The organism is Streptomyces sp. NPDC048560, from assembly GCF_040650955.1.
Lineage (GTDB): Bacteria > Actinomycetota > Actinomycetes > Streptomycetales > Streptomycetaceae > Streptomyces.
On record NZ_JBEZIJ010000001.1, the window covers coordinates 1,392,069 to 1,404,703 of the forward strand.

14 protein-coding genes are annotated in these 12,635 nt (G+C 71.4%); 6 read left to right on the plus strand and 8 right to left on the minus strand.

Features of this window, described 5'->3' with window-relative positions:
- Positions 1-73: 73 nt before the first annotated feature.
- Positions 74-484: a hypothetical protein gene (locus tag AB0C82_RS06350; protein WP_362836780.1), complete on the minus strand. Its 411-nt coding sequence runs from the start codon at positions 482-484 to the stop codon at positions 74-76.
- Between the two features lie 247 nt (positions 485-731).
- Positions 732-2,339 carry an MFS transporter gene (locus tag AB0C82_RS06355; protein WP_362836782.1) on the minus strand — a complete coding sequence of 536 codons (1,608 nt, stop codon included), beginning with the start codon at positions 2,337-2,339 and terminating at the stop codon, positions 732-734.
- Positions 2,340-2,454: 115 nt separating this feature from the next.
- On the opposite strand from AB0C82_RS06355, the gene AB0C82_RS06360 reads away from it, so the two are divergent.
- The 3 genes from AB0C82_RS06360 to AB0C82_RS06370 all read left to right on the plus strand — a co-directional run bounded on the left by AB0C82_RS06360 (position 2,455) and on the right by AB0C82_RS06370 (position 3,976).
- Positions 2,455-3,366 (plus strand): TetR/AcrR family transcriptional regulator C-terminal domain-containing protein, encoded by a 912-nt coding sequence (locus tag AB0C82_RS06360; protein WP_362836784.1) that lies wholly within the window; start codon positions 2,455-2,457, stop codon positions 3,364-3,366.
- Positions 3,367-3,449: 83 nt separating this feature from the next.
- A complete protein-coding gene (locus AB0C82_RS06365; protein ID WP_362836786.1) occupies positions 3,450-3,698 on the plus strand; it encodes a hypothetical protein in 249 nt (82 codons plus the stop codon).
- A gap of 86 nt (positions 3,699-3,784) precedes the next feature.
- Positions 3,785-3,976, plus strand: coding sequence for a hypothetical protein (locus AB0C82_RS06370; RefSeq protein WP_328911456.1), 192 nt, complete (start codon positions 3,785-3,787; stop codon positions 3,974-3,976).
- 122 nt (positions 3,977-4,098) lie between these two features.
- Here AB0C82_RS06370 and AB0C82_RS06375 read toward each other — a convergent pair whose 3' ends face one another.
- The 4 genes from AB0C82_RS06375 to mshA all read right to left on the minus strand — a co-directional run bounded on the left by AB0C82_RS06375 (position 4,099) and on the right by mshA (position 7,320).
- Positions 4,099-4,302: a hypothetical protein gene (locus tag AB0C82_RS06375; RefSeq protein WP_362836788.1), complete on the minus strand. Its 204-nt coding sequence runs from the start codon at positions 4,300-4,302 to the stop codon at positions 4,099-4,101.
- A gap of 75 nt (positions 4,303-4,377) precedes the next feature.
- Positions 4,378-5,163 (minus strand): hypothetical protein, encoded by a 786-nt coding sequence (locus tag AB0C82_RS06380; RefSeq protein WP_362836790.1) that lies wholly within the window; start codon positions 5,161-5,163, stop codon positions 4,378-4,380.
- A 302-nt stretch (positions 5,164-5,465) separates the two neighbouring features.
- Complete coding sequence (locus tag AB0C82_RS06385) at positions 5,466-5,975, minus strand: YbjN domain-containing protein (RefSeq protein WP_362836792.1); 510 nt, start codon at positions 5,973-5,975, stop codon at positions 5,466-5,468.
- A complete protein-coding gene (mshA, locus tag AB0C82_RS06390) occupies positions 5,968-7,320 on the minus strand; it encodes a D-inositol-3-phosphate glycosyltransferase (RefSeq protein WP_362836794.1) in 1,353 nt (450 codons plus the stop codon). The genes AB0C82_RS06385 and mshA overlap by 8 nt, the downstream gene beginning before the upstream one ends.
- Positions 7,321-7,518: 198 nt before the next feature.
- Here mshA and AB0C82_RS06395 point away from each other — a divergent pair, with 198 nt between their 5' ends.
- The 3 genes from AB0C82_RS06395 to AB0C82_RS06405 all read left to right on the plus strand — a co-directional run bounded on the left by AB0C82_RS06395 (position 7,519) and on the right by AB0C82_RS06405 (position 11,437).
- Positions 7,519-8,346 (plus strand): class I SAM-dependent methyltransferase, encoded by an 828-nt coding sequence (locus AB0C82_RS06395; protein ID WP_362836796.1) that lies wholly within the window; start codon positions 7,519-7,521, stop codon positions 8,344-8,346.
- Between the two features lie 342 nt (positions 8,347-8,688).
- Positions 8,689-9,750 carry an NlpC/P60 family protein gene (locus tag AB0C82_RS06400; protein WP_362836798.1) on the plus strand — a complete coding sequence of 354 codons (1,062 nt, stop codon included), beginning with the start codon at positions 8,689-8,691 and terminating at the stop codon, positions 9,748-9,750.
- Between the two features lie 325 nt (positions 9,751-10,075).
- A complete protein-coding gene (locus tag AB0C82_RS06405) occupies positions 10,076-11,437 on the plus strand; it encodes a fused response regulator/phosphatase (RefSeq protein ID WP_362836800.1) in 1,362 nt (453 codons plus the stop codon).
- 112 nt (positions 11,438-11,549) lie between these two features.
- On the opposite strand, the gene AB0C82_RS06410 is transcribed toward AB0C82_RS06405, so the two are convergent.
- Positions 11,550-11,888 (minus strand): DUF2516 family protein, encoded by a 339-nt coding sequence (locus AB0C82_RS06410; protein ID WP_362837089.1) that lies wholly within the window; start codon positions 11,886-11,888, stop codon positions 11,550-11,552.
- Between the two features lie 158 nt (positions 11,889-12,046).
- The gene (locus tag AB0C82_RS06415; protein WP_362836802.1) at positions 12,047-12,631 is read right to left on the minus strand and encodes a hypothetical protein; all 585 of its coding nucleotides are present in this window, start codon (positions 12,629-12,631) and stop codon (positions 12,047-12,049) included.
- Positions 12,632-12,635: the final 4 nt, after the last annotated feature.

The window sequence follows — 12,635 nt, forward strand, 5'->3', positions numbered from 1 at the left end:
CCCCCTGCCCGCGGTTCCGGCCGCGGGGCAAGGGGCTTGTCGTTCTGCTGGGGGCCGGAGGTTTCGCACCCCGTTACGCGGTGGCCGCCGGGGGGCGATGCATCCCCTTCGCCTTGGCGATCACCGCGGTGGCTACAGCGGTCGCGAAGAAGCTGCCCATCATCACCATTCCCACGCCGATCACGAACAGGCCGCTGGCGTCGTCCGACCAGTCGTAGTACGCGGCAGCGGTGAGGCCGATCGTGGTGCCGACCACCGCGCCCACCATGTAGCGCCGGGTGGTCGCCCAGTACACCGCCACCATCAGGGTCAGCAGCAGTCCGATCACCTGCCAGGCACCGTACGGGCCTGTCGTCGAGCCGTCGGGGTGCACGTCGCGGTGCTGGTCCCAGCCGAGCCAGCCCGCCCATACCGCCGAGGCCGCCAGGGCCAGACCGAGAACGGCCGCGAGCTCGGGGATCAGATTCGTTCGTCGCTGTCGCATGACTCCAGAGTCCCGGCTCAGCCAGGAATCGAACAGGGCGAAGGTACTCAGTCGCGCCTGGTATCCGGTGACTATGCGGCAGCGACTCCATCGGCCGCCTGGGCCGGGACACGCCGGTCCGGGGCCGGTCCGGGGCCGGGCCGGGGCCGGGCCGGGCCGGCGGCGGGGGCGAATGTGCCGCCGCCTGCCACGGACCTTCGTGGAGCGGTCGGAGCGCTGTACGCAACGCTCCGTCCACGTTCCCACGTCACAGCGGGCTGCTGCCTGTTCCCACCCTCTGCTTCGCGCCGTCCGCACCGGAGGTGCGAGGAGCTTCGCTGCCCGAAGCCGAGGTCCCCCGCAGCAGTGCCAGGGACAGCGCCGCCGCCCCCGCCATCATCACCGCGGCGCCCACCGCCGCGTAGCTCATCCCGTGGGTGAAGGCGTCGCGGGCGGCGCCGAGGACCGCGTCCGCCGAGGCCTCCGGAAGGTGGGCGGCCACCGCCGAGGCGCCGCCCAGGGTCTCGCGTACCGCATCACCGTCCGCCAGGCCGGACGGCAGAGTCGCCGTCATGTCCCGGCTGTACACCGCCGCGCCGACCGAACCGAGGACTGCCATACCGAGGGCGCCGCCCAGTTCCTGGCCCGATTCGAGGACCGCCGCGGCCGAGCCCGCGCGCTCCGGCGGGGCTGCGCCCAGGGCGAGTTCGTTGGCCAGGGTCATGGCCGCGACCAGGCCGCCCGCGTAGACGGCGCCGCCGGTGAGGGTGAACCAGAGCGCCGAGTCGGGACGGATCTGGGTCAGCCAGAGGAAACCGCAGGCGGAGACGACGAACCCGCCGCCCATGACGTAAGCCCGGTCGAAGCGCTGCGCGAGCAGCGCCCCGGCCGGGGCCATCACCATGACGCCCACGGCGGGCACCAGGCTCCACAGGGCGGCTTCGAGCGGGCCCATGCCGAGGACGGACTGGAGGTACTGCGTGAAGAACACGGCCATGCCCACGGTGGCGAACATCGCCAGCAGGTTCGCGCCGACCGCGCCGCCGAACGCACGCTGTCGCAACAGGCCGAGATCGACCAGCGGGTGCGCCAGGCTCTTCTGGCGGCGGACGAAGGCGTAACCCAGTACGAGCCCACCGCCGATCCCGAGGGCGGGCAGGGGCGCGTAGCCGTGCCGGGCGAGTTCCTTGACGCCGTGGATCACCGGCAGGAGGGCGGCCAGCGAGAGCGCCGCGCTCAGCAGGTCGAACGGCTCGCGGTCCAGGGCCTTCGACCTGAACTCCGGTACGAGGAACGGGACCAGGACCACCAGGAGCAGCATCGCGGGCACGTTGATCAGGAACACCGAGCCCCACCAGAAGTGCTCCAGCAACAGCCCGCTGACCACCGGTCCCAGGGAGACGCCCGTCGTCATCACGGCCGTCCAGACGGTCACGGCCCTGGCGCGCCGGCGCGCGTCGTGGAAGAGGTTGCGGATGAGGGCGAGCGTCGACGGCATCAGGGCGGCGCCACCCAGGCCGAGCAGAGCGCGTACGGCGATGAGCGCCTCGGCGGATCCGGCGTACGCGGCCGGCGCCGAGGCGGCGCCGAACACCAGGGCCCCGGTGAGGAGTACGGCACGGCGGCCTAGCCGGTCGCCCAGTGCGCCCATGGTGATGAGGAGCCCGGCGAGCACGAAGCCGTACATGTCGAGGATCCACAGCTGCTGGGTGGCGCTCGGTGTCAGGTCCTCACTCACGTACGGGATCGCGAAGTAGAGGACCGAGACATCCATCGACACGAGGAGCAGGGGCAGCATCAGGACGCCGAGGGCGATCCATTCCTTGCGGCCCGCGTGGGGGCCGGTATTCGTCTCCGTCAGGGCTTTCGTCTCCATGAGGGCTACGGAAGCGGGACCGCGCGTACACCGCAATCAGATGCCTAGTGCACCTGCGCACCGCCCCTTTCCCAGGTGGGCGGACGGCGTTCCGGCGCACTAGTACAGTGCCGCCATGGTCAGCGATCCGCCCTACCTCCGTATCGCCGGTGACATCCGCCGCCGCATCACCTCCGGGGAGCTCGGACCCGGCGATCCGGTTCCTTCGACCCGGCGCATCACGCAGGAGTGGGGGGTCGCCATGGCCACCGCGTCGAAGGCGTTGGCCGCCCTGGCGCAGGAGGGTCTGGTGCGGGCGGTGCCCGGGGTCGGGACCGTGGTGGCGGATGGCCGGCGGGAGCGCGGGGCGGCACCGGGGCAGGGGCTGAACGCCGAACGCGTCATCCGCACGGCGATCGAACTGGCCGACGCGGAGGGGCTCGGCGCCCTGTCGATGCGCCGGATCGCGACGGAGTTCGGCACCTCCACCATGACGCTGTACCGGCACGTGCCGAGCAAGGGTGAACTCGTACGACTGATGGCGGAAGCGGTGTTCAGGGAGGCGCCCACGGATCCGTCGGCCGCTTCGTGGCGTGCCCGGATCACCGTGGAGGCACGGTGGTTGTGGGCGAGGTACGAGCGTCACCCGTGGCTGGCACGGGCGATGGCCGCACTCACCCGGCCGATGGCCTCGCCCCACGCCATGCGCTACACGGAACGGGTCCTGGCCTCCCTCAGCGGTCTGGGCCTCACCCCGGCCCAGATGCTCCACACGCACCTGACCCTGCTCGGGTTCGCCCAGGGGATCGCGGTGGCGATGGAGCTGGAGTCGCTGGCGCGGCAGGACACCGGGATGACGCCGGACGAGTGGATGGCGTCCAACGAGCCCCGGATGGAGGCGATTCAGACATCCGGGGCCTATCCGACGCTGTCGACACTCTTCGGACCTGACGAGTTCGACCTGGAACTGGGCACGCTCTTCGAGTTCGGCCTCGAACGCATCCTGGACGGCGTACAGGTGCTCACCGAGCAGGCCACGACCCTATGATCGTGCGCATCGTGGACTGTCCCTGACACGCGCGTGGACGCACGCGAACGGGCGTGGATCGCAAGGAGATCGGGGAGACGATCATGGGTGAGCCTCTGAAGACCTTCGTCGGCGGCACCGAAGTCGACGTGCCCAACAGCATCCCTGCCATCCGCACCGCCCTGCCCGAGGACAGACGCACGGAGTTCGACCATGCGATCAACGAGGCCGGGGTGGACGAGATCCATGCGGTCATGCGGCACTGGATGCTGGAGGCCGTGCCCGATCCGGAGGCCGAGGGCATCCTGGTCCGGCTCGCGCAGGACGAGGCCGAGAGGCGGCAGATGTCTTGAGCCGTCACCGCAGGGACCGCGGCCGGCCGGGTGCCGGAGCGTTCCGTATCTCCTACGCGCCGCCGGCGGACGACACCCTGGCCAAGATGCGGGACGGCGATCCGTTCCGCGACGCGATGGCGCGCACGCTGGGCCGTGATCCGTACGGACACGGCTCGTGCGCCGTCAAGAGCGAACGGGACCGCCGCGAGGCGACGGTCCTCGGCGCCATCGTCCTCTATTACGTCTCCGGGTCGGTCCTGACCGTCACCGTGGTGAGGCTCGTACCGCTGCCCTGACGCGCGTGTCCTGCCGGGCACGCGCGCTGCCCTGGGGTCCGCGCCCGGTAAGCGTGCGCGCCCCGCTCACACACACGCGCGCCCCGCCGTTCGGCAGGGGGCGCGGTTCGGACGGGCGGGGATCAGGCGAGCTTCGCCGCCTGGGCCGCGATCACGTCCGCCGGCAGTTCGAACGTGACCTCCTTGCCGCTCATCGAGGCGAGGTTGAACGACGTGAGCGTGGCGACGGTGCCGCCCTGGCGAACTGCCCTGACGCGCGTGTCCTGCCGGGCACGCGCATGCTGCCCTGCGGGTCCGCGCCCGGTAGGCGGGCGCGCCCCGCTCACACATACACGCGCGCCCCGCTCACACACACGCGCGCCCCGCCGTTCGGCAGGGCGCGCGGTTCGGACGGGCGGGGATCAGGCGAGCTTCGCCGCCTGGGCCGCGATGACGTCCGCCGGGAGCTCGAACGTGACCTCCTTGCCGCTCATCGAGGCGAGGTTGAACGAGGTGAGCGTGGCGACGGTGCCGCCCTGGCGCAGCACCACGAGCTTCATCGGGACCTTCTGGCCGCCCTGGGTGACGTCCAGCGTCCAGGCGAGGGCCTCCTCGCCGCCCGAGGTCTTCTCCTCGGTGATCTTGGTGACCTGCTGCTTGTCCCCGGCCATGGTGATCGAGAAGCCACCGGCGCAGTCGGTCGCGGCCTTGCGCAGGTCGGCGACGTTGCCCTCGGCGGTCGCACCGTCGAAGGAGGAGAGCGAGACCAGCGTGGACGTCAGGTCGAAGGCGGCCGTCAGCGCGTCCTCCATGTCCTCGGTGGAAGCGGCTTCCTCGGTCTTGGGCTCGCTGACCACCTTGCGCTTCGTGGCCGCCGTCGGCTTGCCCTCCTCGGCGCCGTACAGTGCCCGGGCCAGCGGAGCGCACTCCTCCTTGTCGACGACGACGTCGGCCGCGGCGACGGTGTCCTCGGGGCCGCCCTTCGAGATCTTGTGGGCCTTGACGTCGCCCTGCTTCAGGGATGCCTTCTCCAGCTCGGCGGCGGTCAGCGCCGTGGCCGCGGGCTTCTCGGCGGCACCTTCCTTGGCACCGCCCTTCGCGTCGTCACCCTTGGTGCTGGAGTCCGAGCCGCCGCAGGCCGTGGCCAGCAGGGCCAGGGTGGCCACGGAAGCGGCGAGGGCGGTACGGCGTACGGCGGTGGCGCGCATGGTTCATCTCTCCGTCTCATGGAACAACGACCCTTGCCCGCAGGGCACTTAGATGCTGTGCGGGATGGATCGTCGCAGTGCGTCACACTCTAGATTCGGACGCGCGTCCGATGAGGGCGTTGACCAGTCAGGGGGCGCATTGTGATTTCCCTGTGATCACTCTGTGCGTACGACCGGGATCTGCCGGAGTACAACCATCGGGCGGGCGGAGGGTCGCCCGGGGCGCCGAGGACCGAGCTGAGGCGGGAAGCCGGGGGCAGGGAGGGACGCAAAGCCGGTCCGTCCGCGCGGGGCCGGAGCCGTCAGTCGGACGGACGCTGCGTCAGGTGGGCGAACGCGTCCAGGTTCCGCGTGGACTCGCCGCGCGAGACCCGCCACGCGTACTCCTTGCGGATCGCGCTCGCGAAGCCCAGTTCGAGCAGGGTGTTGAACGACCCGTCAGCGGCTTCGAGCACCGTGCCGAGCAGGCGGTCCAGCTCGTCCGGAGTGACGACAGCCAGCGGGAGCTTGCCGGCCAGGTAGATGTCACCGAGGCGGTCGACCGCGTAACTCACCCCGAAGAGGCGGAGGTTGCGCTCCAGCAGCCAGCGGTGCACCCCGGCGTCGTTCTCGTCCGGGTGGCGGATGACGAAGGCGTTGAGGGAGAGGGAGTGCCTGCCGACGCGCAGGGAACACGTCGTGAAGAGCTTGCGGGTACCGGGCAGCTTCACGACGTACGTGCCGGGCTCCGGGCTCTCCCATTCGAGCTCCGCGTCGCTCAGCGTCGACTCGATGACCTGCGCCACTGCTGCTTCGTCGGGTACGTCAGCCATGGTGCGAGCGTACGTGACGGCGGTGTTCGTTCATCGCTGCCGTGTACACGTCGGAGGTTCCCGACGCGGCCGTGTCCCAGCCGAACGACTGGGCGTGCGCGGCGGCTGCCGCACCCATCCGGCCGACGAGCTCCGGCGTGTCCACGAACCGGCCCAGCGCCGACGCGTACGCCTCCGGATCGTGCCCGGGGATCAGGAAGCCGCTGACCTCGTCCCGCACGGCCACCGGCAGGCCGCCCACGGCCGCGGCGACGACCGGGGTGCCGGCCGCCTGGGCCTCTATGGCGACGAGGCCGAAGGACTCGCTGTACGAGGGCATGACCAGCACGGACGCGGCCCGGAACCAGTCGGCGAGCTGGTCCTGGCCGACCGGCGGGTGGAACCGTACGACATCGGCGATGCCCAGCCGCGCGGCCAGTTTCTGCAGGCCCTCCGGCTTGGCGAGACCGCTTCCGCTCGGCCCGCCGACGACGGGGACGATCATGCGGTGGCGCAGCGAGGGCTCCCGGTCCAGGAGCACCGCCGCGGCGCGCAGCAGGATGTCGGGGGCCTTCAGCGGCTGGATACGGCCGGCGAAGAGCGGAATGAAGGCGTCCTGGGGCAGTCCGAGCCGGGCACGGGCCGCGGCGCGGCCGTCCGCCGGGCGGAAACGGTCCAGATTGACGCCGGGATGGACGACTGCGACGTTGCCCGGGTCGGCCTCGTAGAAGCGGACGAGCTCGTCCGCCTCCTCGGCCGTGTTCGCGATGAGCCGGTCCGAGGCGCGCACGATCTGGGTCTCGCCGATGACGCGGGCGGCCGGCTCGGGGGTGTCGCCATCGGCGAGCGCCGCGTTCTTGACCTTCGCCATGGTGTGCATGGCGTGGACGAGCGGAACGCCCCAGCGCTGCGCGGCCAGCCAGCCGACCTGGCCGGAGAGCCAGTAGTGGGAGTGGACGAGGTCGTAGTAGCCGGGGCGCTGACCGGCCCAGGCCTGCATCACGCCGTGCGTGAAGGCGCAGAGCTGCGCGGGCAGCTCCTCCTTGGCCAGGCCCTCGTAAGGGCCCGCGTCGACGTGCCGCACCAGGACGCCGGGCGACAGCTCCACCGCCGGGGGCAGCGCGCCGGTCGTGGCCCGGGTGAAGATCTCCACCTCGATGTTGATCGCGGCGAGACGCTTGGCCAGCTCGACGATGTAGACGTTCATACCGCCCGCGTCGCCCGTGCCGGGCTGGTGCAGCGGCGAGGTGTGCACGGACAGCATCGCGATGCGCCGCGGCCTGCGGTGCGTGCCCGGGAAACCGCCGGGGAACCGGATGCGCGGCGCCACGCGACTGCCGCCGAGCCGAGAGACGTACTGGCTCACGTCGTCCGGTCCTCCTCGCTCAGGCATCACTTTTGAAGGGCGCACTGGTCCCTACGCACAGCCAGAACAGCGACATGCGGCAGTTCATTCCGCTTTACCGAACCATGACCGAGCCGTGCTCCCGCGGGACGGCCCAGGGAAGCCCTGGGGCCCGGCCGACCGTCTTCCCCGTTTACCGCGTCGCATACGCTCGCTGTCATGCGCCAGCGCCCCATCGGCACCGCGACCCGCGGGACCACCAACCCGAACAGGCTGCGCCGTATGGACCGCTGGATCGCCGCGACCCACGGCCCCGCCCTGCGCCGCTCGGACTACCCCGTCGCCGTCGATCTCGGCTACGGGTCGGCCCCCTGGACCGCCGTGGAGCTGCTGGAACGTCTGCGCACCGCCGAACCGCGTACGGCGGTGGTCGGCATCGAGATCGACCCCGGGCGGGTGACGGCGGCGAAGCCGTACGAACGGGAGGGGCTCGCGTTCGTCCACGGCGGCTTCGAGGTACCGGTCCCGGCCGGCGTCGTGCCCGGCGGCGCCACCGTCGCGAGCGGAGCCCTGCGTCCCTCGCTGATCCGGGCGGCGAACGTGCTGCGGCAGTACGACGAGCGTGAGGTCGAGGCGGTGTGGCGGCGGCTCTGCGCGCGGCTGGCGCCGGAGGGACTGCTCGTCGAGGGCACCTGTGACGAGATCGGGCGACGGCACGTGTGGGTGGCGCTGGGCCCGGAGGGACCGCGCACGGTCACGTTCGCGACCCGGCTGGGTTCGCTCGAGCGCCCGTCCGACCTCGCGGAACGCCTCCCCAAGGCGCTGATCCACCGCAACGTGCCGGGTGAGCAGGTCCATGCCTTCCTGCGTGACGCCGACAGGGCCTGGGCGGCGGCCTCCCCGTACGCCTCGCTGGGCGCCCGGCAGCGCTGGATCGCGATGGCCCGGGCTCTTTCCGGCGATTGGCCACTGACGGACGGGGAACGTCGGTGGCGGCAGGGTGAGCTCACGGTGCGATGGGATGCGCTGCGGCCCAACGGCCCGTGAAACAGAGACCCCGAGCGCGTCGCGGAGGGGGGTCGGGTCCGCGTACGTTCGACGCGTCGCGGAGGGGGCCGGGGACCGTGTCCCGGTGGAGCGCCCCCCACGCCGACACGCCGTGAGGGTGCTCCCGGGAACACTCACGGCTCACCGTTCGTCGACACGACGGGGTGTCAGTCACCCGCCCCTCGGGGCGGGCTGTGTGATGCGTCAGGTGGTGTCAGCCTCTGTTGCTTTACGTGACGACATGGCACGATCGCGAGGTTGCTCAAAAGTTACTGACGGTAAGTCAGGTGACCGTATTCATACGGTCTGACTTGTGTCGCTTTGTGCCCGGAGGGGGAGTCCGTGAACCGACGCCACTGTGCCGCTGCCGCGATCACGCTGGTCTGCGCGCTGGCCGTACTGGCCGCGCCGGTCCAGGCGATGGCCGCGCCGGTGCCCGAGCCGGCCCCCACTGCCCCAGCGGCGGCGAGGCCGAGCCTCGAAGAGGTGCGGCAGCAGATCGACACCCTCTACCGCAAGGCGGGCGCGGCCACCGACGCGTACAACCTTGCCGAGGAGCAGACGGCCAAGCAGTCCGGCGAGATCATCAAGCTCGCCAAGGCGATCGTCGACGGCCAGGCCAAGATCGCCGAACTCAAGAACAGAGCGGGCGCCCAGGCCCGCGAGCAGTACCGCAACGGCGGCCTGCCGCCCGGTGCGCAGCTCGTCCTCAGCTCCGATCCACAGCTCTTCCTCGACGGGGTGAACCAGGTCAGGCTGGGGCAGCAGGCGTCCAAGAGCGTCCTGGCCGAACTGACCCGGACGCAGGAGGACTTGGAGACGTACACCAAGGACGCGAGCATCAACTGGGAGAAGCTCGAGGCCAACCGCCTCCACCAGGCGAAGGCCAAGAAGAAGATCAACGCCCAGATAGCGGCGGCGCGGAAGCTCGAATCCCAGCTGGCCAAGGAGGAGCGGGTACGGCTCCTCAAGCTGGAGGAGCAGGCGGAGTACCAGGCACAGAGCGCCTGGCTCGGTTCCGGCGCCCTCGGCGAGATCAACCGCGAGGCGAGCGCCGGTGGCAAGCAGGCGGTGGCCTACGCGACGGCGCAGATCGGCAAGCCGTACGTATGGGGAGCCGAGGGCCCCGACTCGTACGACTGCTCGGGCCTGACGTCGGAGGCGTGGGCGGCGGCCAAGCGCCCGATCCCGCGCACGTCCCAGGAACAGTGGCGCCTGCTCCCGCGCATCGCCATCAAGGACATGCGCCCCGGCGACCTGATCATCTACCACGCGGATGCCAGCCACGTCGGGATGTACGTCGGTGACGGCGCGATCGTCCACGCACCGCGCCCCGGCCGGAACGTCACGCTGACGGGCGCGGGTTCGATGGCGATCCTGGGAGTGGTCCGACCGGACAAGTAGGCATACGGCGCCGTCGGGTGTGGGCGGTCCGCCCGTGCGCGCCCCGCCCCGTGAGCCACGCCACCCCGCGCGACGGCCTCGACGTGAGCCAAACCACGTGGGGGCACCCGGGACGGGTGATGTTTGTCATGGCCCATATCCCTGCGCGGGTGCGCTGATCTCGCCGGTTCCGTGACAGGAAGCGGCTTATGACTGCGCATATGACGGAGGCCGCGTGCCGTTCGCCATTCCGTTCCCGTGCCAGGGACCGCTATCGTCCCCGTCTGGCGGGTCGTCGATCGTCGTTCCGCCGCGCCCTCGGGGGGAGGGAAGGAAACCCGAACCGATGCCCGTACCCGAACCGCAGCACCGCGCCGTGCCCGCTGTGGACGCCACCTATGGCGCCGACCTCACCCTCCTGGTGATCGAGGCCGACCCCACGGGCACCTTCGGCGTCCCCGAGCTGCCGTCCGCCGCCGGGACCCGGGTCCGCGTCCGCACGGCCCGCAACCTCACCGAGGCAGGCCGGCTGCTCACCGACGACGTCGACTGCATCCTGCTGGACCTCGCCCTTCCCACCGGCTCCGAGACCCGGTCCGAGGCCCGTACCGACACGCGCGCCGACGGGGACCCCGCCGGCGCGGAGCCGGACGGCCTCGCCACGCTCAAGCACGTCCTGCGCATCGCGCCGCGCCACGCCGTCCTCGCGCTCACGGCGGAGGACGACGCCGAGCTGGCCGCCGAGGCGGTGCGGGTCGGGGCCCAGGACTACCTGTTCCGCGGCGAGCTCGACGGCAGGCTGCTGAGCCGCGCCATCCGGTACGCGGTGGAGCGCAAGCGCGCGGACATCGCCCAGCACCAGCTCACCGAGTCCCGGCTGCGCGCCCAGGAGAACGCCCGGCTGGAGCGCGGGCTGCTGCCCACGCCCCTCCTCCAGGGCTCGGACCTGAGCTTCGCCTCCCGTTACCGGCCCGGCCGCAGCCGCGCGCTGCTCGGCGGCGACTTCTACGACACGGTCCGTACGCCCGACGGCACGGTCCACGCGATGATCGGGGACGTCTGCGGCCACGGCCCGGACGAGGCGGCGCTCGGCGTCGAACTGCGGATCGCCTGGCGGGCGTTGACCCTCGCCGGTCTGTGCGGGGACGAGCTCCTCTCCACGCTCCAGCAGGTGCTGGAACACGAGCGGGAGAGCGAGGAGATCTTCGCGACGCTCTGCACCGTCGACATCTCGCCCGACGGCCGCCGCGCCGGACTCTGCCTGGCGGGCCACCCCGCACCGCTGATCGCCCGACAGGGGCGCGCGGCGCATCTGCTTCCTTACGAGGACGGAGGCCCGGCCCTCGGACTGCTGCCGCGCGCCCGCTGGCCGCGTCGGCAGGTCGAACTGGGCGGCTCCTGGAGCCTGATGATGTACACCGACGGTCTCATCGAGGGACGCGTCGGCCCGACCGGCACCCAGCGACTCGGCCAGGACGGCATGGTCGCGATGATCAACCGTCAGTTGGAACAAGGGCTCACCGGTGAGGCGCTGCTGGAGGCCGCGGTCACGCAGGTGCAGTCACTGAACGGCGGGGAACTCACCGACGACGTCGCGGTCCTGCTGCTGGACCGGGACGAGGAGCTCATACGCCGACGGGGGCGGAGTCTCCCCCGCCCCCGCTCCGGCTCGGCCACACCCGCGAACGCCCAGCGCACGCCGCTGTAGGGCTCGGGGCCGTCACTCCGAGGGGTCGGCGCCCGCTGTCGCAGCGGCTCGGCGCCGTCGCTCCGAGGCTCGGCTCACCGTCCCAGCGGACCGGCGCCGACGTCGCAGCGGCTCAGCGACCGCCGTTGTAAGGACCGTACGGCCCGTCGCTGCTGGAACCACCGCCGCGGCGTCCGCCGCCACCGCCCGAGATCTGCCGCACGGCGGGCCGCACGTCGACGATGTAGACGATCGTCGCGATGAGCCCGATGATCGGCAGGAACGACATGATCGGGAAGAGCCAGATCACGACGAACGCGATCGCGAGGATGACCAGCCAGAACGGCTTGGTCTGCTTGTCGGCCGCGCGGTAGGCGTCTTCACGCCGGATCACCGCGTCCACCAGAGCGAAACCGCTCAAAAGAATCAGAGCCAAGCTCAAGAGGGACATCAGTCCCGCGAAACCCTGCATCAACACAGTGCCCACCGCCTGTCGGACCGGCCATAACGTGGCCACGCTACCGGGAGAACGGACCGGACACCCCTGAGGTGCCCGGGCCGCGATCCAGGTCTTCGGTTCTCGGCCCGCGCCGGCGAGCGTTCACCGGCGCGTCGCTCTCCGTCCTGTCACTACTTGGCGGGCGGGGTCGTCTTCTTCGCCACCGGCTTGCGCGCGGGCGCCTTCTTGGCGGGCGCGGCCTTGGCGTCCGCCTGCTTCGGCACGGGCTTCGCCTCGGGGGCGGCCTTCGGCTTCGCCTTGGGCTCGGCCTCGACGACGGTGGCGATCTCGACGATCTCGTCGGCGGCCTCACCGCGCCAGGTCCTGACGGTCTGCTCGCCGCGCTCGGCGACCTTCTCGTACGTCTCGCGGGCCCTGACCGCGTACTCGGCGGCCACTCCCACGCTGCGCAGGGCCAGGTCCTGAGCGGTCTCGCCGAGCTTCTTCAGATCGGTGTCGAACGCCCCGATGACCTCGGTGACCTTCGCCTGGACGGTGGCCTGCGCCTCCTTGGCCTGCGCGGTCACCTTCTCCTGCACGGCCTTGGGGTCGCTGTTGCGTACTGCCTCGATGCGCTCGGGCGCGTCGGCCCGCAGCTGCTCGATCAGCGCAGGGACCTTGCGCGCCTGCTGGACGGCCAGGTCGGCCGTGCCTGCGGCGAAGTAGAGGGGGGTGGGGTCGGTGAGGGTCTTACGCAGGTCATCGGTGATGGCCATGACT

Coding starts and splice junctions, on each gene's coding strand:
- AB0C82_RS06350 (WP_362836780.1), bottom strand. CDS start 484: ATGCGACAGCGACGAACGAATCTGATCCCCGAGCTCGCGGCCGTTCTC.
- AB0C82_RS06355 (WP_362836782.1), bottom strand. CDS start 2,339: ATGGAGACGAAAGCCCTGACGGAGACGAATACCGGCCCCCACGCGGGC.
- AB0C82_RS06360 (WP_362836784.1), top strand. CDS start 2,455: ATGGTCAGCGATCCGCCCTACCTCCGTATCGCCGGTGACATCCGCCGC.
- AB0C82_RS06365 (WP_362836786.1), top strand. CDS start 3,450: ATGGGTGAGCCTCTGAAGACCTTCGTCGGCGGCACCGAAGTCGACGTG.
- AB0C82_RS06370 (WP_328911456.1), top strand. CDS start 3,785: ATGCGGGACGGCGATCCGTTCCGCGACGCGATGGCGCGCACGCTGGGC.
- AB0C82_RS06380 (WP_362836790.1), bottom strand. CDS start 5,163: ATGCGCGCCACCGCCGTACGCCGTACCGCCCTCGCCGCTTCCGTGGCC.
- AB0C82_RS06385 (WP_362836792.1), bottom strand. CDS start 5,975: ATGGCTGACGTACCCGACGAAGCAGCAGTGGCGCAGGTCATCGAGTCG.
- AB0C82_RS06395 (WP_362836796.1), top strand. CDS start 7,519: ATGCGCCAGCGCCCCATCGGCACCGCGACCCGCGGGACCACCAACCCG.
- AB0C82_RS06405 (WP_362836800.1), top strand. CDS start 10,076: ATGCCCGTACCCGAACCGCAGCACCGCGCCGTGCCCGCTGTGGACGCC.
- AB0C82_RS06410 (WP_362837089.1), bottom strand. CDS start 11,888: ATGCAGGGTTTCGCGGGACTGATGTCCCTCTTGAGCTTGGCTCTGATT.
- AB0C82_RS06415 (WP_362836802.1), bottom strand. CDS start 12,631: ATGGCCATCACCGATGACCTGCGTAAGACCCTCACCGACCCCACCCCC.